Origin of the sequence: Lysinibacillus sp. NPDC098008, assembly GCF_044760715.1 — a bacterium.
Taxonomy (GTDB): Bacteria; Bacillota; Bacilli; order Bacillales_A; family Planococcaceae; genus Lysinibacillus.
In genome coordinates this window covers 39161-59147 of record NZ_JBIWBA010000003.1, presented here as the reverse complement: position 1 = coordinate 59147, position 19987 = coordinate 39161, and the positions used below count along the sequence as shown (strand labels likewise).

17 protein-coding genes and 1 riboswitch are annotated in these 19987 nt (G+C 36.6%); of the genes, 4 read left to right on the top strand and 13 right to left on the bottom strand.

Annotated elements, in window-relative coordinates; translation table 11 throughout:
- Positions 1 to 26: 26 nt before the first annotated feature.
- The 5 genes from ACIQVU_RS05015 to glnA form a co-directional block, all read right to left on the bottom strand.
- Complete coding sequence (locus tag ACIQVU_RS05015) at positions 27 to 992, bottom strand: Gfo/Idh/MocA family protein (protein ID WP_402894175.1); 966 nt, start codon at positions 990 to 992, stop codon at positions 27 to 29.
- 321 nt (positions 993 to 1313) lie between these two features.
- Positions 1314 to 2324 (bottom strand): LacI family DNA-binding transcriptional regulator, encoded by a 1011-nt coding sequence (locus ACIQVU_RS05010; RefSeq protein WP_402894172.1) that lies wholly within the window; start codon positions 2322 to 2324, stop codon positions 1314 to 1316.
- Positions 2325 to 3130: 806 nt separating this feature from the next.
- Positions 3131 to 3997, bottom strand: a complete 867-nt coding sequence (locus ACIQVU_RS05005) for an AraC family transcriptional regulator (RefSeq protein ID WP_402894169.1) — start codon at positions 3995 to 3997, stop codon at positions 3131 to 3133.
- A 131-nt stretch (positions 3998 to 4128) separates the two neighbouring features.
- Entirely contained in the window at positions 4129 to 4311 is a 183-nt protein-coding gene (locus ACIQVU_RS05000) for a sporulation protein Cse60 (protein ID WP_340805025.1), read from the bottom strand.
- A gap of 183 nt (positions 4312 to 4494) precedes the next feature.
- Positions 4495 to 5829: a type I glutamate--ammonia ligase gene (gene glnA / locus ACIQVU_RS04995; RefSeq protein ID WP_340805023.1), complete on the bottom strand. Its 1335-nt coding sequence runs from the start codon at positions 5827 to 5829 to the stop codon at positions 4495 to 4497.
- A 378-nt stretch (positions 5830 to 6207) separates the two neighbouring features.
- Between glnA and ACIQVU_RS04990 the strand changes: the two genes are divergently transcribed.
- The 4 genes from ACIQVU_RS04990 to ACIQVU_RS04975 are packed head-to-tail and all read left to right on the top strand — an operon-like array spanning position 6208 to position 9927.
- A complete protein-coding gene (locus ACIQVU_RS04990) occupies positions 6208 to 7341 on the top strand; it encodes a SpoIIE family protein phosphatase (RefSeq protein ID WP_340805021.1) in 1134 nt (377 codons plus the stop codon).
- A 3-nt stretch (positions 7342 to 7344) separates the two neighbouring features.
- Positions 7345 to 7767 (top strand): ATP-binding protein, encoded by a 423-nt coding sequence (locus ACIQVU_RS04985; RefSeq protein ID WP_340805019.1) that lies wholly within the window; start codon positions 7345 to 7347, stop codon positions 7765 to 7767.
- Positions 7768 to 7788: 21 nt separating this feature from the next.
- Complete coding sequence (locus tag ACIQVU_RS04980; protein ID WP_340805017.1) at positions 7789 to 9483, top strand: methyl-accepting chemotaxis protein; 1695 nt, start codon at positions 7789 to 7791, stop codon at positions 9481 to 9483.
- 57 nt (positions 9484 to 9540) lie between these two features.
- On the top strand, positions 9541 to 9927 hold the full coding sequence (locus ACIQVU_RS04975; protein WP_340805015.1) for an STAS domain-containing protein: 387 nt from the start codon (positions 9541 to 9543) through the stop codon (positions 9925 to 9927).
- Between the two features lie 52 nt (positions 9928 to 9979).
- Here ACIQVU_RS04975 and ACIQVU_RS04970 read toward each other — a convergent pair whose 3' ends face one another.
- The 8 genes from ACIQVU_RS04970 to resB form a co-directional block, all read right to left on the bottom strand.
- Positions 9980 to 11326 carry a sodium-dependent transporter gene (locus ACIQVU_RS04970; protein ID WP_340805013.1) on the bottom strand — a complete coding sequence of 449 codons (1347 nt, stop codon included), beginning with the start codon at positions 11324 to 11326 and terminating at the stop codon, positions 9980 to 9982.
- Positions 11327 to 11507: 181 nt separating this feature from the next.
- A complete protein-coding gene (locus tag ACIQVU_RS04965) occupies positions 11508 to 12095 on the bottom strand; it encodes an ECF transporter S component (protein WP_340805011.1) in 588 nt (195 codons plus the stop codon).
- Between the two features lie 217 nt (positions 12096 to 12312).
- A riboswitch (FMN riboswitch) is annotated at positions 12313 to 12498 on the bottom strand.
- A gap of 139 nt (positions 12499 to 12637) precedes the next feature.
- Positions 12638 to 13921 (bottom strand): RNA polymerase subunit sigma, encoded by a 1284-nt coding sequence (locus ACIQVU_RS04960; protein ID WP_340805009.1) that lies wholly within the window; start codon positions 13919 to 13921, stop codon positions 12638 to 12640.
- Complete coding sequence (gene sigX, locus ACIQVU_RS04955) at positions 13918 to 14451, bottom strand: RNA polymerase sigma factor SigX (protein WP_402894161.1); 534 nt, start codon at positions 14449 to 14451, stop codon at positions 13918 to 13920. Before sigX ends, ACIQVU_RS04960 begins: the two co-directional genes overlap by 4 nt.
- Before the next feature lie 78 nt (positions 14452 to 14529).
- Complete coding sequence (locus ACIQVU_RS04950; protein WP_340805007.1) at positions 14530 to 16305, bottom strand: ATP-binding protein; 1776 nt, start codon at positions 16303 to 16305, stop codon at positions 14530 to 14532.
- Positions 16298 to 17014, bottom strand: a complete 717-nt coding sequence (locus tag ACIQVU_RS04945) for a response regulator transcription factor (protein WP_340805005.1) — start codon at positions 17012 to 17014, stop codon at positions 16298 to 16300. The genes ACIQVU_RS04950 and ACIQVU_RS04945 overlap by 8 nt, the downstream gene beginning before the upstream one ends.
- Positions 17015 to 17129: 115 nt before the next feature.
- A complete protein-coding gene (gene ccsB / locus ACIQVU_RS04940) occupies positions 17130 to 18311 on the bottom strand; it encodes a c-type cytochrome biogenesis protein CcsB (RefSeq protein WP_340805004.1) in 1182 nt (393 codons plus the stop codon).
- On the bottom strand, positions 18311 to 19984 hold the full coding sequence (resB, locus tag ACIQVU_RS04935) for a cytochrome c biogenesis protein ResB (RefSeq protein ID WP_340805003.1): 1674 nt from the start codon (positions 19982 to 19984) through the stop codon (positions 18311 to 18313). The genes ccsB and resB overlap by 1 nt, the downstream gene beginning before the upstream one ends.
- Positions 19985 to 19987: the final 3 nt, after the last annotated feature.

The following is a 19987-nucleotide window of genomic DNA, read 5'->3' as shown; positions in this document are numbered from 1 at the left end:
TCTTTACCACTTTTTCAACTTTATTATTAAAGATATTGCATAGATTTATAGCAATCTTCAATGAAAGTGATTAATTCCTTTGTTTTCAATGCATCGTAATGAGGCTGTTTATTATTTAAAACACAATCATTAAAATAATTAACTTGGTTTACATATTGATCATCTTTAATTATTGTCGATGATTGAAGATGTCCGTTGATATCTAGTACATTGATTACTGCAGAAGCAGCAGCAGATTCATCTGGTCGGAACGAATACTTCGCTACAATAACGCCTTCTTCACCAAAAATTTCATAACGATTTTCAAATGGTAGTTCAAAGGATGCGCAAACTTCTGCCGTAACATCGTTTGCATCTTTCATCACACAAACCGATGTCACATCAACTTCCTGTTCGATTTTGGATGTCATCGTTAAGCTTTTTGGCTTAAATTCTAGAAGTTGTGTAACGGCATGCATACCGTAGCAACCAACATCCCAAAATGCACCGCCCCCTAACGCTTTATTCATACGAATATCATCTGGATTATTTAATGGAAAAGAAAAATGTGCCTTAATGTGTCTTTTCTTTCCGATAACTCCTTCGTTAAGTAAACGTTTTATCTCGTTATGCTGACTATGGAATTGATACATAAATCCTTCCATAAAAATTGTTTTAGTTTTTTTAATTGTTGCAATAATCTCATCCATATCCTTTGCAGATAGGACAGCAGGTTTTTCTACTAATACATGTTTACCAGCCTCAGCTGCTTTAATAATCCACTCTTTATGTAAAGCATTTGGTAGCGGTATGTATACAGCATCTATATTCGAATCATTTAATAATTCCTCGTATTCTTCATAAATCGTATTTATATTAAATCGCAAAGCCTTTGATTTAGTTTTAGAGGCAATCGCAATAACCTCTGAATATTCTGATTTTTTGAAAGCTGGCAATAATTGATCATATGCAATATTAGCAGCACTTAAAATTCCCCATTTTACTTTAGACATTTTTCTTCCTCCTTTTTTGATTAAGCGCTTTCTCTTTCTGTTGAAATTTATTCTATATTCGTTTTCTGAAAAATGCAATATTTTATTTTCAAATTTTCTCAAATACTATTTTTATAAACTGAATTAAATGCGATATTGAGCAGTTTTTATTATTTCAAGAGGATCCTAAAATTTAAACGATTAAATTGTTTAGTATACACGTTTTAAAAAGATGGGAGCAAAAAGCATTTCCACTCAAGAAAAATACTACGGTGTCCAACTTATTTTATTGCTTTTTTTAAATAAATTAAACGCTTAATTTATTTAAGAAAAAATATAATGTTACTTATTTTTAGTTATTGCTACCACAGATTGACGTTTCACCAATGTTGGTAAAAGCATTATTCTACTACACTCGTTCTTTTCTCCCTTAATAATTGACACCATTAAGTTCATCACTTCACGCCCCATACTCTCAATAGGCTGTGCGATTGTTGTTAACGGTGGTTCAATAATAGTAGCAATAGAAGTATTATCAAAACCAATGACTGATAAATCATCTGGTACAACAATTCCTAATTCTTTAGCCTTTTTAACAACGCCTGCTGCCAGTAAATCATTACAAGCAAAAATAGCAGTTGGCCGATTATCATCCTCTAAATAATATCCAGTCATTATTTTTCCGGCTTCAATGCTATCTGTTTCTGTAATAAAATCAAATTTTGGATGTAACTTTAATTGATTTTCTTGGAGTGCTTGATGAAAACCTCTTAAACGCTCGCGATTGCTCCATAAATCTCTTGCAATGATTCCAATATTAGTATGACCCAACTCAATTAAGTGACTTGCAGCTAAATACCCACCCCTAAAATCATCTAATGCTACAGCATTTACAGAAAATATAGGAAGATCACGGGCTACCATAACCACTGGAACTTCTTCTTTCATTAACTCTTCGACACGTTCTAAATTTTCAAAGCCTGAAGCTAATATAAATCCATCTACGCTTTTTTGCTTTAACAAAGTTACATATTTATTTTCTTTCTCAAAATTATAATCAGTATTACAAATAACAAAATTATAATCCATCAGTTGACCGTAATCTTCTATACTTCTCGCCAACTCGGAAAAAAAGGGATTAGCTAAGTCTGGAATTAACAAACCTATTGTTTTAGTTTGCTTCCCCATTAACGCTGAAGCTAAAATATTTGGACTATATCCTAATTCTTCAATTACTTTCTTCACTCTTTTTCTTGTTTTATCACTAATTCGCCCTGTTTCATTAATTACCTTCGAAACAGTAGCAATGGAAACCTTCGCCTCTTTCGCTACATCATAGATTGTTACTTTCATTTACACTCTCTCCGTCAATGTTATAGTATCTAAGGATTTCAAATTATAAATAAATTCCTTTAGAATTATTATGCAATGACTTATAGGCATTTTCAAATACTTTTATAATAGTAGTTGAATGTTGAACATGATATTAAACTTATTGTTTCGTTTATACCCATTCTTGGATATAATCAATTTGCTTTTTATATGAATACTCAGAAAAATAATAATAACTAAATATGCTTATAAACTCTAACTTTAGAACTTTCTTTCTTTAATAAAGCGCTTTCTTTGTTTAGTATTATAATCCCCGTTTTTCAAACACGCAATACGTTATTAAAATTTTCCAATAATTAAATATAATCTTTTAATACAAATACTTGCTTACCCCTTTACCCCAAGCTCTTTCTTCCTTAAAGCTTTAACATTAAAATTTTATATCTTTAGAATACAAAATCTCTAAGTATTATTGATGGTAATCTAATATAACTTCAGTTTCATATCTAGCATAACTACCTAATCTAGGTTTAATAAAGTCATTAAATATCTCTCAACGTATTGAAATATAAATACAAAAAAGCCCAAGACATTGCCTGAGCCACTATATTAAATAAGTGAGTAACAATCCCAAACTATATTAAAATAACAGGTAACATTAAACCATGTCATTTTACCTCAAGACACCCAGCGTTATTTCGTGGACCACTCATCACATTTTATTTTAGACGATTATATATAATACTCTCCCATTTCTTCAATTCCAACAGATTATATTTTGGGGACTGTTTATAGTATTTATAAAAGATGTCTTCATTATACTTATTTTAGTATTTAATCGGAATCCAAATTTCTGAGTAGGCATCAGGGCTATAGGCATCCTCCTGAGGATAAACCTCAAGCTCTGCTGTTCCTGCTGGCTCGTATGGATTGGATGGGAACCACTCTGAATAAATTTGCTTCCATGTATTTTGCATCGCATCTGGCATAGGGCCATGCACCTCAAAGATGACCCATTTAGAGGCAGGTACTTCCATTGTAAGAAGCCCCTCCTTTGCATCCCCTACATGATCTGTAGCAATCCAGTAATCAATAAAGCCTTTTTGCCCTTGGCTTGTATTTGGTACACAAACACCTAGCACTCCATGGATATTACCATTATTTAATTGGAAAAGCTGCTGGTCGAGGCCATTTTGATTGACCTCTTGCCAAAACAGTGGAATTTCTCTTGTATTCTCACCATCTTGGCAATTGTACGTTCTTTTCACACCAACAATCTGAAACTTCTCTTTTTCTACGATTTTATACTTCATTGGTTCTACTCCTTTCAAGCTTACCTGAATCACCAGGCGATTGTATGATTGTAATGGTCCTTGCCCTTTTCTTGCTTCACTAGGCGTTACATAATGCTGCTTGCGAAACGCTTTTGTAAAAGCTTCAGGAGTTTCGTAGCCATATTTGTAGGCGAGATCGATTATTTTATGCTCTGTATTTATTAATTCCTGTGCAGCTAATGTTAATCTTCTTCGTCGTATATACTCTGCAATCGACATATCCGTTAAAATGGCAAATGTTCGTTGAAAATGAAAGACAGAGGCATTCACCTCACGCGCAATCTGCTCAATCGTAATGTCTTCTAATAAATGCTGCTCGATAAAATTAATGGCTTTTTGAATCGACTCAATCCAACTCATTGCTCTCACTCCTTGCTTATAGCTTAAAATAATACAAGTTACTTATCCTGTCTTTTTATGCTATCGTTGGACAGTATCGGGGAAGATTTTGTGATGGGAAACTGTTTTTTGGGATGCTAGGTCTTTGTAGATTAAGGCTCGCTATAAATAATAAGTGCTGAATGAATAATGGTTTGCTCGCCTATATAAAGTGTGTTGTATTTAATATCAATAATAAAAAAGTCAGTTAAATCTATCAACGCTCGATTAATATCCTGTTCAAATTGCACAATATCATTGTTTTGGATTGTCACAACTTGAGTCATTTGCGTCATTGTCCACGCTCCTCTTTCCTAATAATAGAGTAGAAGAAGATTATTGTCACACAATTAACTACACCCCAGCGTGATTGCATCTGTTGCTAATGCTTTCGATACAAAAAGAATTTGCTGAACCAAGATAAAAAACCACTTCAAAATTAATCTGAAGTGATTTTTATTATGCTTACACAGGCTTCTTTAGTACATTGATAAATATTCCTCGCGCTCCCAGCCATGAACACGTGTGCGATATTTATTCCATTCGATTTCTTTAGCCGTTGTAAATTTTTCTAAAATATGATCCCCTAATGCCTCACGCACTGTAGTATCCATCTCTAATTCAATGAGCGCATTTTCTAATGAGGATGGCAAGCTTTCAATACCATTTAGCTCACGTTCATCTCGTGACATTTTATAAATATTACGATCAACTGCTGCTGGTGGTGTTAAGTCTTTTCGTATTCCATCAAGCCCGGCTGCTAAAATAACTGCCATTGCTAAATAAGGGTTTGCCGCTGGGTCAACTGAACGTAATTCAACGCGTGTGGATAATCCGCGTGCTGCTGGAATACGAATAAGTGGTGAACGGTTTTGAGCAGACCACGCTACATAGCAAGGAGCCTCATAGCCAGGCACTAGACGTTTATAAGAATTGACAAGTGGGTTCGTGATTGCTGTAAAACCATGTACATGCCTCATAATGCCTGCAATAAAGCTACGTGCTGTTTGGCTTAGCTGTAGCTCTGCATGTTCATCGTAGAAGGCATTTTTATCTCCTTCAAATAAAGAAAGGTTAAAATGCATGCCTGAGCCATTAACGCCAAACAATGGCTTTGGCATAAATGTTGCATGTAGCCCATGTTGTGCAGCGATTGTTTTGACAACAAGCTTAAACGTTTGGATATTATCACATGCCTCAATGGCGCTTGCATATTTAAAATCAATCTCATGCTGACCAGGTGCTACCTCATGATGGGAAGCCTCAATTTCAAAGCCCATTTCCTCTAGCTCCAGCACAATATCACGGCGACAATTTTCACCAAGGTCAGTTGGCGCTAAATCAAAATAACCACCACTATCATTTAATTCAAGTGTTGGATGCCCTTTATCGTCCACCTTAAATAGAAAAAACTCTGGCTCTGGCCCTAAGTTAAAGGAGGAAAAACCCAATTCCTCCATTTCCTTTAAAACACGCTTTAGATTAGAGCGTGGGTCACCCTCAAAAGGTGTACCATCTGGTCGAGCAATATCACAAATAAAACGGGCTACCTTGCCCTTCTCTGCTGTCCACGGAAAAATAACGAATGTATCGAAGTCAGGCTTTAAATACATATCCGATTCCTCAATGCGTACAAAGCCTTCAATGGAGGAACCATCAAACATCACTTTATTGTCTAATGCTTTTTCTAATTGACTAACAGGAATCTCTACATTTTTTATTGTTCCTAATATATCCGTAAATTGTAGGCGAATAAACTTCACATTTTCTTCCTTTACTTGGCGTATAATATCTTCTCTTGTATAATGCTTCATTTCTTCACCACTCCAATGTAATTTTAGTTAACATTTGTTTTGTAACTGCTTCTAAATTACATGAAAAAGATATATTAAGCAATACCTATGTAATGTTTCCTTACATTCTATTTTTCGAAATGATTCATGCCTTTTTACGATTAATTGTTTTTTAGGAAATTATTACACAATGAAAAAAATTCCTAGCCATTAACTTTGACTTTCTACCACAAAAGTCTTGTATAATGTTATATTTATTGGTAAATTTATAGCGAATTAGAATTTTTGTTTTACGCATTATATCAGTAAATATGGCGTATATACTTATAGTTAGAAATTATTAAATAAGGTTCCTAGAAATCTTCTTGAAAGATACATAAGGCGGTGAACTTAGTAGACATGTCAGTATTAATTATTGGCAGCGTGAGTAATGATGTATTGCGTCTGCAAAAATATTTTCATCGCATCGACATTCAAGATATACATTGCTTTTCCACACCAGAAGCAGCAATGAATTATTTATTTGATTCCTCTTTAAAGGAAGAGTTGGAATTAATCATACTCGATGCTAAAATGACGCTTAAAAATTGCGAGGAAATTTGTCAGTATATTCACGCATTAAAAAATTGGGTGGATGTCCCTATCCTTCTATCCACTACTTATGAAAAAACCGTGACAATTGATAGGGTATTTGAAGCTGGTATTTTCGATTTTATTTTAAAGCCATTTGACTTCACTCAATTTAAGACTCGCATTCAAGTAGCCTTAAAATATCAGCGAGAAACTAGGCTTCGAAAAGAACAGGAAAGCATTATTCAAAAGGACTTATTTATCGCAAAAAAATTCCAAAAAAATGCGTTATCACCTCCATTAAATCTTGAGCAAATTCAGATCGATGGGCTTTATGTAACATCTAATACATTAGGCGGTGATATGTACTGTTGGTTTAAGATTAATGATCATTTAACCGCTGTTCTTTTATACGATGCAATGGGGCATGGTATCGCTGCATCTCTCGTAACAATGTCTATTCGATCTTTATTAAAAGGGATTATTACCAAATTAATTGATCCAGTAATGGTGATTCGGGAACTTAACCGCCAAATTTACGAACTATTTTCTGATGAAGATATGGACCGATTTTTAATGACAGCCATCTACATACTTATAGATACTAAAAATGGAACTTTACACTATGTGAACGCTGCTCATCCTTCTGGTTTTTTATTTGGAAAATATGGAGAAACAGTATTCCTTCCAGCGAATACACCTATCCTCGGATTATTCCCTACTATTCAAATAAATAAAAAAACAATACCTTTATCAGGCTGGCATCGTATTATTCTTTATACGGATGGGTTACTAACTGTAAACGAGCAAAAATCCATTGATATGGACTTTTTCTATATGTACGCTTCACAGGAGAATGGCTATGCATTACAAAAGTTTTCTCAAAAATACAATTTATTCGATAATGATTACAGCGATGATATTACAGTAGTTTCAATAACAATTACATTACAGGGTAGGTGATTGATGATGGAATTCACACTCAATGTAAATCCAGATGCACATGCCATAGCCTTTATTGATCAAGTGATGGAAAATTACACAAATGTATACAATCTACCTTATAAACGAGAATTGCGCTTTGTTGTACATGAATTAGTAATAAATGCTGTTGAAGCTATGAAAAAAATAGATGAATGCTCAAAAAAGGAGATTCAGGTACATGTAATCCAATCTCACGAAGAAATTATCATAACAGTCATGGATGAGGCAAAAGGAATTGCTGAAAATGAATGGGACAATATTTTACAATTTGATTTAAACGAGCTTGATTATTCTGATCGTGGTCGTGGTTTATTTTTTGTCAAAAACATGGTGGATCACCTTTGGTTTGAACATATTTCTGAAACAAAGTTTTTAGTTGGAGTGTCAAAAAAGATTCTGTTGTAACGTAAACTTGGGGGTGCTTTTATGAAAATGTCTATTCGAAAAAAAATAAATTTGCTTATATTTAGCTGTATTTTATTACTTACTGCCCTTTTAGCAGGTATAAATTTTTATATTGCTAAAAACAATCTGTTAGAAAGTGCCAATACAAAGCTGTTATCAGATATTCAGCTAAGCTATGAATATTTAGACGCTAAGTATCCAGGAGAATGGTCCATCCAAAATAATCAGCTCTATAAAGGCGACATCAATATGGTGGAAAATTTTGAAATAACCGAGCAGGTTGGCAAGTTAACAAACGGAAATGCTGTATCCATTTTTCAGCATGATACACGCATTAGTACAAATATCACCGAAAATGGTCAACGCGCATTAAATACAAAGGTATCCGATGAAGTTGCGACAGTTGTATTAGGGGAGAAAAAGCGATTTATCGGCTCAGCCACTGTTTTAGGAAGCTTACATCAAGCAGCCTATGACCCTATTTTAGATCGTCAAGGAGAAGTTATTGGTGTATGGGCAACCGCCGTCCCTACCGCTCCTTATATAAGCATTGCCACAAAATCCGCACTTGAAAATGTAGTAGCTTCCTTAGTAATTGCTATTCTTATGATTGGTGGTATTAGTTGGTTTTTACAAAAGCAAATTATTAACCCTATTAATATTCTAAGTATGAATGCTAAAGAACTAGCAAAGCTAAATTTAGATGTAAAATTATTAAACCCTAAAGGGAAAGATGAAATCGCTGATTTAGCACATGCCTTTAACGATATGAAAACGCAATTAACCGAAACAATATCAATTGTAGCTAGTAGCGCCAATCAAATTGCTCATTCCTCACACTCATTGGCAGAATCATCACATCAAACAAGCGAGGCTTCTAACCAAATTGCGCTGACAATGAATGATATTGCAGTTGGTACAACGACTCAATCTGACCAAGCGGAGCGTATCGTATCAATGATGCAGAAAACACTTGAGGAAGTAGCAAATAGCTTACAGCAGGCAGAAGTTACTTTAAATAGTGCGATTGAATCAACCCATATCGCCCGCAAAGGAGAAGAAGCCATCAATGAAGCTATTAAACATTTGAATGATGTAACACAAACGGTATCCTATGCAACTGATTCCATTCAAAAGCTAGGGAAACGCTCTGAAGAAATCGGTGGTATCATCACTGTTATTACAGGTATTGCAGAACAAACAAATCTACTAGCACTAAATGCAGCTATCGAAGCTGCACGTGCAGGTGAACAAGGGAAAGGCTTTGCTGTTGTTGCATCGGAGGTACGACAACTAGCGGAGCAATCCAGTATAGCTGCAGGGCAAATTACAAATCTTATTAACGATATTCAAGCTGAAACATCTGTTACAGTAAGAACAATGGAAAGCAATCTCCTAGCTGTAGAGGAGCAAGTAACAATTATTAATAAGGGCGGCAGTGCTTTAAAAGAAATTGTAGAGAAGGTTGTTGAAACCGAAGAAGGCGTTGAACAAATGAAAGTCGCATTTACAAATGTAAACGACAACTCCTTAAGCGTACAACAAGCAATCCAAGATATTTCTCGTATTATCGAGGATTCCGCAGCAGCCACAGAGGAAATTGCTGCTACATCTGAAGAACAATATGCAACCGTTGCAGAAATTACACAAAACTCAGATGAATTATCATCAATTGCTGATAAACTACAACATGAGGTCAATAAATTTAAATTTTAAGTCTTTAGAGCTTACTAGCTCAAAGTTTGAAGAAAAAGAAAATGGAGGCGCTAGAGGATGAATCAGAAGAAAATTGCGATGGATATTGACACAAAGACTGATTATATTTTGATTGCGTTTACTGGTGATTTAGAGTACGGAATGATTGAGGACATAAAAAAAGAGCTTCAAGCGCTTAATTTGAATACTAAGCATGGGTACATTATCGATATGCAAAAAGTAACAAATATCGATAGCACTGGCTTTGGTATGATTGTAAATTTTGCTAAGAAAGTATCTGTAAAAGAAAAGAAAATCGCCATTATTGTTGTCGATGATTTCATTCGCAACCTGTTCGCCATATCACAAGTCGATAAAGTATTCCCGATTGCAAAAAGCGAGGAGCAGGCACGAAAAATGATTAGAGAAGATTGGTTAGGTGAACTTTCACTTAACGACTATTAAACGCCCCATATAGGGTGTATTCCTACCAAATGAGGAATACACCCTATTTTCTTTAGTATTGCAAAAGCATATTAATAAACACAACTAGAATCACAATTGGTACTACCACTAGCATTAATACACGGTATGTCACATAATAGCCTTGTCCCATTTGGCTACCCATCAGCAATTCTTTTCTCACAAACTCTTTCTCCACAATATGGGCAATAAAAATGGCAATTAAGAAATTCCCTAATGGTAGCATTAAATTTGATACTAAAAAATCAGTGACATCAAAAATACTTTTCTCAAAGATTGTTATATTCGCTAACACACTAGAAGAAAGCGCTGCTGGAATCGCTGCTAAAAATACGATGCTACCAAGTAAAATGGTTAATAAAGGACGCGATTTCTGACTATTTTCTATAAATGCCGCTACAATAATTTCATATAAGCTAAATGAAGACGTTAATGTGGCAAATAAAAATAGTAATAAAAACATCGCTAAAAACACTTCGCCAAATGGCATTTGACCAAATGCTGTTGGCAGCACCATAAATAATAGACCCGGTCCTGCTGCAGGCTCTAAATCAAAGGCAAAGACAACAGGGAAAATCGCTAAGCCCGCTAAAAATGATACAAGCACTGTTAGTACCACCACAGACCCCGCTGAATTCGGAAGACTTACATCCTTTTTTAAATAGGAGCTATATGTAACAAGGCAAGAAAACCCAACGGCTAAGCCAAAAAATGATTGCCCTAGCGCCTCTAACAATGCCCTTCCTGTAATATTCGAGAAATCGGGCCATAAAAAGAATTTAATGCCCTCCAATGCACCATCTAATGTCACTGCGCGTACAACAAGCACAATAAACATCATAAATAACAATGGCATCATCCATTTATTCGCTTTCTCAATACCATTTTGTACGCCTAACGAAATAACAAGCACATTTGCTAGCGTAAATAACGCCAGACCTACTAATGTAATCCAAGGCGTTCCAATAATCTTACCAAATAGTTCAGTTGGATCAGTTGCAGGGTCAATAACAGCGCCAGTGATGCCAAGCCCACTATAAATAAAAATCCAACCTCCAACAACACTATAGAACGTTAATAGTAAAAAACAGCCGAGCACGCCCATACGGCCAATCCAAGCCCACCCTGGCTTTGTTGGCGTAATCTTTTTATAGGCGGTTACTGCCTCTGACTGTGTGCCACGCCCTAAAATATACTCAGATAGTAACATCGGTAAGCCAATTAACAATGTAAATAGCACAAAGATTAGAAAAAATGCGCCTCCCCCACTTTGTCCCATTACATATGGCAGCTTCCAAATCGCTCCTAAGCCAATTGCCGCACCCGCTGACGCTAAAATAAACCCTAACTTACTAGACCATTGTCCCTTTTTTTCACTCATCTCTTCAATCTCCTCAAACATGCTAAACTCCCTTTTATTTTACATGAAAATAACAGACGCGCCTAGTTTGCCTTTGAGCTAGCTCTATCCGTCACTTTTGGGATTCTATCCTGCACTTTTTCTATTCTATCCACCAATTAAAAAAACCTCAGGCATATCATATACCCGAGGCTTATTTTCTTTATTTTGTTATATACATTGAACGCTGGCGATCAATCCATTTACGCATTGTTGTAAATAATAATGCCATAATAGCTGTTAATAAAATACCTTTGACAATATTAAATGGCAAAATTCCAGCGATAATCATTTTATAAAGTGAATCACCAACAACTGGTTCCATTCCTAAGAAATATGTGTACATTGGTAAAAATACAGCATAGTTTAAGAAGCTCATTCCTACTGCCATTACAACTGTTCCAGTTGCTAAACCGCCAATTAACCCTAGCATAGATTTAAAGCGATTAAAAATAAAGCTGACCGGTAAAATAAATAAAATACCTGTTGCAAAGTTAGCAATATGTCCTACTGGAACACCAGTTGGCGTACCTGAGAAAATCCAATCTAACACATTTTTAAATAACTCTACTAAAATTCCAGCTACTGGTCCCATTGTGATCGCTGCTAATAATGCAGGCATGTCACTAAAGTCCACTTCCAAAAAGGCTGGGAATGGCGGAATTGGAAAATTAAATAGCATTAATAAAAATGAAATACTGCTCAGCATGCCAATCGTAATAAACGATTGAAGTTTAATGTTTTTCTTCATAGAAAACTCTCTCCTCTTTGCTGATTCAATCTCGCAAGAAGAAAGGTGACGATCTGCGCCTTCATTGTTCGCATGAAAAAACCCTTATGCAGCGGAAGCATAAGGGAGAAAGGCATGACTAATAAACGTCAATATTAACTATTTTTGAACACTTTTAAGAAAAGCATGCTAAAAAAGCGCTCGACCATAGTTAAATAACAATGAATGACGATCGTACCTCCATCTTCTCCCATCCAGACTTTAACTGTCGGCCTTGGAATTACACCAAGTCAGCCATGCAAAACATTTGCACAGGTCGCGGGCTGAAGAGCTTCACATAAACCACTCAAGTTAATAAAAAATATTAACGGTTTACTACTCTATTACCGCCGGTCGGGATTTTCACCCTGCCCCGAAGATGAATCATATTATTTTGTATTACAACTTTACTATAAATAATTATTAGGAAAAAGTAAATAGTTCTGCTCAAAAAAATCCTATTAAATTTGTATGTATTAAAAAATAGAGCACCCTCCATTGTAGAAGGATACTCCACACTTATTTTATTTCTTTGACTCTTCTTCCATATACTGTTTATTTGGTCCTACAGGCTTTGGCAAATAATTTGTTAAATCGAACCCCTCCCAGCTTTCCTGGATAACATTATCCAAACGTAGCTGTTGATTAAAGCTAGCAGCAGTTAACGTCATTGCCTCAATTAATTGTGTAGCACGAACTGCTTCCATTGCTGTTAAATCAAGTGGTGTATCGAATGTAACAATGACACCCTCTGCTTCCTCTTTGACAGTATAAGTAATGTTTTCAGGGATCGCAGGCGTATAGACATCATTATTTTTATTTTTCATTTGTAATAATGCCTCTGTCACTGTTGGGAATGTTTGGCGGAAATCGGGCGATAAATATTCGCCTCCATTTTCATCCTTATATAAATAATAATTATAATGTTTTTCAGTTGTTAAGGACATCGCCAAGCTTGGTTCACCTTCTTGGGAAAACTCATAAGGTGTCCCATCTTCATTTTGAACCTCAACTTCCTTATATTCAGAATCGGAGAATGTATCTTCCAAAGTACCTTTATATTCATTGACAGTAGCTGATGCCACATCATAATTATTTTCCTTTGGTACTACATGGACAAGCTTATCCTCTTCTTCCTTAAGCTTGCCTTTATAAGGATGATAGTCTGTAAAGCCTTTCGCTTCCTCATCAATTTGAGGAGCGTATTTTTCATACATTTGTAGGGTAGAAGGCTTTTCTCCTTCAAAATCAGTTGCTACACGCTCATTTGGAATTACATAGGTCATTGGAACACTTTCTGCGTCACGTCCTGCCAAGCCAATACGGAAAGCGACAGCATCTGTAAGATCATCCTCATAGACAGATGTACGTAAGGATAAAAAGCGCTCATGCTCCTTTACAACATTGGATTCGAGCACATCATTTTGCGTAGAGGCATCTTTTGCATTTGCAGCACTTTCTTCTACAGCGTTACTATCTGCATACTGTGTCGTTGCGACATTGCTAGCCTGGTCTTGCTGTTCAGCCTTATTATTCATCAGCAGTGAGCCTACCAGTATCGTTAACGCAAAAACCGCTGCAACACTCATAAAAATTTGCATTTGACGAAGCTTTGGTCGTGTTGTTGCAGTAGACTGCTCATCCTCTAATGGCTGCTGTATAGCTTCTTGAAGGTGAGCATTATCTTGCAAGCGGGCATCCGCCAATAACCGATTTAATATATCCTCTTTAGAACGGTGGTCAGAAAGCTTAGGGGCATTGTGTAATACATGTTCAAGGTGCTCATCATCAAATTGCTTGTGCGTCATTGCCGTTTCGCCTCCTGTTCTTTAATCGGCTGTAGCTGTTGTCTTAAAAACTTAATGGCACGATGCTGCGTTGTTTTTACCTTTGCTTCTGTCCAACCTAAGATTTGTGCAGTTTCTGCAATTGATAAATCTTGAAAATAGCGCATAATAATCACCATTTTTTGATCGCCAGTGCATTTTTCTAGCGCTGACTCTATCTGTAAAAACTCATCACTGGCTTGTAGCATATCCTCCGGTGATGGTGTGGTTGAATGGAGTTGTTCCGTTTCCCAGTCAAAGAAATCAAGTGAATGCTTCTGGCGTACGGCTTGCTTTCGGAAATGGTCAATGGCAACATTTTTTGCAATGGCAAAAAGCCACGTTTTCTCACTACTATTGCCCGCAAATTGGTCGTATGAGCGCAATACCCGCACATAAACTTCATGCGCCAAATCTTCAGCAAGTGTACGGTTTTTTACTAAGTATATTAGAAATTGGAACACGTCTTGATGATATGCATCGTATAGTCGATGGAACACGGAGTCATTCAAAGCACTCCACCCCCGTTCTATAATATTTGTCGTCTTACATTCATAGAAGTTACAGCCAATTCATAACAATCGCTGTTATTATTCGAACGGTAAATAAAACGTAAAGGTTGTGCCTTCTTTCAGCACGCTGTCTACCATAATATTGCCAGAATGTGCCTTGACAATATTTCGAGCAATGGCTAAGCCAAGCCCTGTACCACCTTTAGAGCGAGTACGTGCCTTATCCGCCTTATAAAATCGTTCAAAAACATAAGGTAAATCTTCCTGAGGTATGCCATGCCCTGTATCCTGCACAGAAATTTTTGCAAAGGTTGGCTCCTGCTCTACTTTTACAGTAACTGCTCCTTCATCTGTATGTCGAAGTGCATTATCCACTAAGTTTGTTAGCACTTGTTCAATACGGTCCTCATCTATACTAATCATGGCATCATCATTAAATTCACTATCAAAAATCAAACGAACATGCTTTTCCTTTGCTACCTGTGCAAATTTTTGTGTAATCCGTTCGAATGTAGAATTAATAGGTAATTCATCTTTATACAGCGTCATATGTCCTGATTCCATACGTGCTAAATCTAATAAATCGGTCACAAGACGTCCCATTCGTTTTGATTCATCATAAATAATTTTTGTAATTTCATTGCGCTCTTCCTGATCTTGAATAAAATCATCATCCATTAATGCTTCTGAATAGCCTTGAAGCATAGCAATAGGTGTACGCAGCTCATGCGAAACATTGGCAATAAAATCTGAGCGCAGCTTTTCTAAGCGATGTTGCTCTGTCATATCACGAATAACAGCGACAGCTCCGCGTATTATTTCACCGCTATAAAGAGGGCTAATCGTAAATGTGTAATAGTTACCGTCCATTTCAATTTCCTCTTCTAGCTTATCCTCAAACATTAACACATGGTCAAGCATATGATAAAGCTCAGGTGGAATCGGTTTTGCGCTTTGTGAGCCTTTATTGACAAACCACTTTTGCATTAAACGCTCTGCTGGTGGGTTGCTTAGCAGAATTGTACGGTCACGATTAAAGGTAATGACTGCATCTGTCATCGATGTTAAAATATTCGATAATTGTTCATTTTCCTGATTAATAACCTCTAAATTATGCTTTAATTGACGCCCCATTTGATTGAAGGCAACTGCAAGCTGACCAATTTCATCATTCTGGGCTGTTGGCATTTTCGCCTCAAAATTCCCCTTAGCAATTTCAAATGCTAGCTCTCGCATTTTTCTAAGCGGTGAGGTAATACGTGAGGATAGGAAAAATGCAAAAAATGTCGTTAAAACAAATGCAATAAAAGCAGCTAAAAAGACAATTTTCGTTGTTTCTTTGGATGTTTTATGTAATGCATCTGGGCTTTGATAAATAAAAACAGCACCATGTACAGCATTCTCCACATTTAATGGAAAGCCAAGCACAACATAGGATTCCATTTTTTCTTGATCAGTAGAGGATGGCATCATCATTTCCTTGATAATCGGTTTATCTGATTGGAAAATTTCATGAAATGATCGATTCGCTAAAATTGTATCTTGTATTTCTTTTTTATTGACGCCCTCCTGCATCGCGAACGATACCTCATTATCACGAATAGCAATAAGCGCATTTGTTCCTGTTGGCAAAATATCCTTTAGCAATGCTGAGGTAGATTCGGTCGTTTCATTATCATCTACAATACTTGCGACAGTTGCAGCCGTTTGACGTAAAGACATTTCCGCTTGCTGCATATGATAATTTTGAAGAAATTCAAGCATTAATACCGTGAAAACAAATAATACAAATGAAACGAGAAGCAATATGGTTACCCATAGCTTCCCGACAACACTATTCCATATTCTATTCATTGACAACCTCAAACTTGTAGCCAACGCCCCAAACCGTCACAATCATCTTGGCAGCGTTTTCTGACACACGATTAAGCTTTTCACGTAAGCGTTTAACATGCGTGTCGACTGTACGTAAGTCCCCAAAGAAATCATAATGCCAAACCTCTTTTAGTAATTGTTCACGGTCAAATACTTTGTCTGGCGATTTTGCTAAGAAGTATAGTAATTCATATTCCTTTGGTGTTAAATTCACCTCAATGCCCTCTGCTGTGACACGATGTGCATCATGGTCAATCATTAGATGCTGGAACACCACTAAATCCTTTGAGGAAGATGCATTTGTCGTTGGTGAAAAAGCTTGTGAGCGGCGTAAAATAGCCTTCACGCGTAACACAACCTCACGAGGACTAAATGGTTTTACAATATAATCATCTGCGCCAAGCTCAAAGCCTTGTACACGATTCGCTTCCTCACCTTTTGCAGTTAATAAAATAATCGGCGTTGTTGCTCGTTCTCGAATTTCCGCACACACTTCCAGCCCATCTTTTTCAGGCATCATAATATCAAGTAAAATACAGTGATACTCTTTTTCTAAAGATTTTTCGATCGCTTGTTCACCATTTTCTGCCTCGTCAACAAGGTATCCTTCTCGCTCTAAATACATTTTTAATAAGCGGCGAATACGATCCTCGTCGTCTACTACTAATACTGAAATATTTTCTGACACTTTCACGATCCCTCTCTTCTAATCTTTCTCTATCTTCTATTGTACATGGTGTGACACATATTGAAAAGAAAAGAAAGCCTTTTCGCTGTCGCGAAAAGGCTTATTATGTCACAAATTATGCGTAGGAGTGTAAACCTGCAAGAATTAAGTTCACAGCAATTAGGTTAAATAAAATAATACCGAAACCAATTAATGCTAGCCAAGCAGATTTTCGACCTTCCCAGCCTTTTGATAGACGTAAATGTAGGAACGCCGCATAAAATAACCATGTAATAAGTGCCCATACCTCTTTTGGGTCCCATCCCCAGAAACGACTCCAAGCAATTTGTGCCCAGATCATCGCAAAGATTAAAGCACCTAGAGAGAATAATGGGAAGCCAATAAGCACTGAACGATAGCCGATTTCATCAAGTAATTGTAAATTTACGCGCTTCACAAATGGTTGGAAAATGGCACTAATACGACGACGTGCGATTAAGCGAATCAATCCATATAAAATAGAACCTACGATTAATGACCAAACAACCGTTGTTAATTTTTTCGCATTAATAAGTGCTGGCATTTCAACGATAGGTGACATACCATGCTCTTCAATTGCTTCATATTCATGCATCCCAAAAATTGGCGGCATATTATAGGTGATTTTATGGGATGCACCCTCTTTATCAACATATGTGTAGCTAGATTCATAATCCATTGCATTAAATGTAGTCGTTACAATTACAAAGCCAATCACTACAACAAGTGTATACATTACCGCCTCTAACCAAAAACGCTCTTTCGAAGGCTTTTTAACATCTACTACTTTTAATAAATAGATAAGCCCTGCCACAGCACTGATCGCTAAAATAGACTGCCCTAATGCTGCTGTAATAACGTGAATCGTTAACCAATGACTTTGTAATGAAGGCACTAATGGACTTACTTCTTTTGGGAACATTGCTGCATAGGCAATAATTAATAGCGCTATTGGCAATGCAACTAGTCCAAGTGCTGTTACACGATAAATAAAGTAAATTAAAATAAATGCACCAATAATAAACATACCAAAGGCAGTTGTAAACTCAAACATATTACTTACTGGTGCATGGCCTGTATAAATCCAACGGGTAATAAAATAGCCAAGCTGTGATAAGAACCCAATAATGGTTGCGCCAATAGCAAGCTTGCCCCATTTGCCAGTGTTCTTACCAGTAGCGTTCGCTTGTTTAATGGACCCACCAAATAGCAATGTTGCAATTAAATAAGCAACGAATGCTATATATAATAGGTTACCACTTATATCAATCAAACTCATCAGGTGTTGTCACCTTCCTTTTCTTTAATACCACTATTTGCGGACTCTTCGCTATCCTCATCATTTTCTAATTGATCTTTATATGACGGCAATGCAGCAAATGCTGTCACAGCATCTAAGTCCTTTTTCATGCTAAACATGTTTTTATTAACATGGGCAGCCATTAATACACGACCATCTGGTTCCACTTGAAGCCATAAACGACGATGATTCCAGTATGATCCAATAGCTACACCAAGCATAAAGATCACACCACCAACAAATAAAATAGGAATTGTTCGATCTTTACGTACCGTAATACCTGACATATCACGCATTTCTGCTCCAGCAAATTTCATGCGATATTGATTTTCACCAAGTGGCTCTAAAGGTGGCTGCATAATTTCAACAAAGCTTACTTCACCCTCTGGCGTTTCAGGTGTTGTCATTTTAAATAAAAATGCTGGATTATTTGGCACAGACGTTTTTGTTCGTGGCTCACCATTCTCAAAGCCATCAAAATCTGGCGTATAAACAAGAATCTGCACAGAAGAGCCGTTGCCTAAATCATATTCTTTTTTAGGATTTGTTAAATCAATTTCTATTCTACCAAGTGATTCTTCTGTTGTTTTATGCACTAATTCAAAATTCATTTGCTTTAATTCATTCAAACGATAATCCATTTGATAAAGAGCATAGCCATCTTCCTTTAAAGGATGATTGACGCGAATCGAATAGTCTTTCACTTTTTCTAAGTTTTCCGTATCGCCCGGTAATGCATCTTTTGGCTGCTTGTACAGCGTAACATCTGTTTGGAAGTTTTTCGCTACAACATTTACATTTTGTTTAACCTGTTCTCCTTGCGGCTCATCATCATGCGTTTCTAAAATAAAATCACGATTTTCAATAAAATAGCCATCCATTCCAGTAATCGCACGTGTTTCACCTTCGCGCACCCAGATGGATTCATCCACATAGAAACCAGGGACAAGACGTAGCATGACCCCGCCTAAAAAGATAATAAGGCCGACATGGTTTATGTACGGACCGTAACGAGAAAAACGTCCTTTCTCAGCTAAGAGAGCGCTACCATCTCGACGAACAGAGTATTTCATCTCCGACATTTTTTGCGCCACTTTATTAAGCGTTTCTTCTGCATCTGCTGTTACCTGCCCTTCGGCAACAATGCGCTGACGCTTCATAAAGCTTTCATGTCTTTTCACACGTTGATTCTTTAATGATTTATGAAGCGGTATGCCTCGGTCAAGACTTGCTACAATAATTGATACAGCTAGCATACCAACTAGAATTTGGAACCACCATGAGCTATATAAATCGGCAAGCCCTAATGTGTAATAAATTTTACCAAATACACCATATACCTCTTCGTAATAAGCACCTTTCTCCATATCAGACGCTTTTACGTAAAACTCTTGTGGTAGCATCGTTCCGATTGAAGCAGCAATTAATGTGATAATAATTAAGGTTATCCCTACTTTAACACTTGAAAAGAAATTCCAAATTTTATCAACAATTGATTTGTTATACGTTTTTGAACGAATCGCCATACCGTCATAGCGCATATCGACAACTTTATTTTGCTGTTCTTCTTCTGTTAAGGGACGACCACATTTTTCACAGAGCTTCGTGCCATATGGATTACTGTGACCACAAGCACAAATGATTTTTTCCATTGT

Excerpts from the sequence above, each read along its gene's own strand:
- ACIQVU_RS04980 (WP_340805017.1), top strand. The coding sequence starts at position 7,789 with ATGAAAATGTCTATTCGAAAAAAAATAAATTTGCTTATATTTAGCTGT.
- ACIQVU_RS04960 (WP_340805009.1), bottom strand. The coding sequence starts at position 13,921 with ATGACGCACAAGCAATTTGATGATGAGCACCTTGAACATGTATTACAC.
- ACIQVU_RS04965 (WP_340805011.1), bottom strand. The coding sequence starts at position 12,095 with ATGAAGAAAAACATTAAACTTCAATCGTTTATTACGATTGGCATGCTG.
- ACIQVU_RS04990 (WP_340805021.1), top strand. The coding sequence starts at position 6,208 with ATGTCAGTATTAATTATTGGCAGCGTGAGTAATGATGTATTGCGTCTG.
- ACIQVU_RS04970 (WP_340805013.1), bottom strand. The coding sequence starts at position 11,326 with ATGAGTGAAAAAAAGGGACAATGGTCTAGTAAGTTAGGGTTTATTTTA.
- ACIQVU_RS05000 (WP_340805025.1), bottom strand. The coding sequence starts at position 4,311 with ATGACGCAAATGACTCAAGTTGTGACAATCCAAAACAATGATATTGTG.
- ACIQVU_RS05015 (WP_402894175.1), bottom strand. The coding sequence starts at position 992 with ATGTCTAAAGTAAAATGGGGAATTTTAAGTGCTGCTAATATTGCATAT.
- ACIQVU_RS05010 (WP_402894172.1), bottom strand. The coding sequence starts at position 2,324 with ATGAAAGTAACAATCTATGATGTAGCGAAAGAGGCGAAGGTTTCCATT.
- ACIQVU_RS05005 (WP_402894169.1), bottom strand. The coding sequence starts at position 3,997 with ATGAGTTGGATTGAGTCGATTCAAAAAGCCATTAATTTTATCGAGCAG.
- ACIQVU_RS04950 (WP_340805007.1), bottom strand. The coding sequence starts at position 16,305 with ATGAATAGAATATGGAATAGTGTTGTCGGGAAGCTATGGGTAACCATA.
- glnA (WP_340805023.1), bottom strand. The coding sequence starts at position 5,829 with ATGAAGCATTATACAAGAGAAGATATTATACGCCAAGTAAAGGAAGAA.
- ACIQVU_RS04985 (WP_340805019.1), top strand. The coding sequence starts at position 7,345 with ATGATGGAATTCACACTCAATGTAAATCCAGATGCACATGCCATAGCC.
- ACIQVU_RS04975 (WP_340805015.1), top strand. The coding sequence starts at position 9,541 with ATGAATCAGAAGAAAATTGCGATGGATATTGACACAAAGACTGATTAT.
- resB (WP_340805003.1), bottom strand. The coding sequence starts at position 19,984 with ATGGAAAAAATCATTTGTGCTTGTGGTCACAGTAATCCATATGGCACG.
- ccsB (WP_340805004.1), bottom strand. The coding sequence starts at position 18,311 with ATGAGTTTGATTGATATAAGTGGTAACCTATTATATATAGCATTCGTT.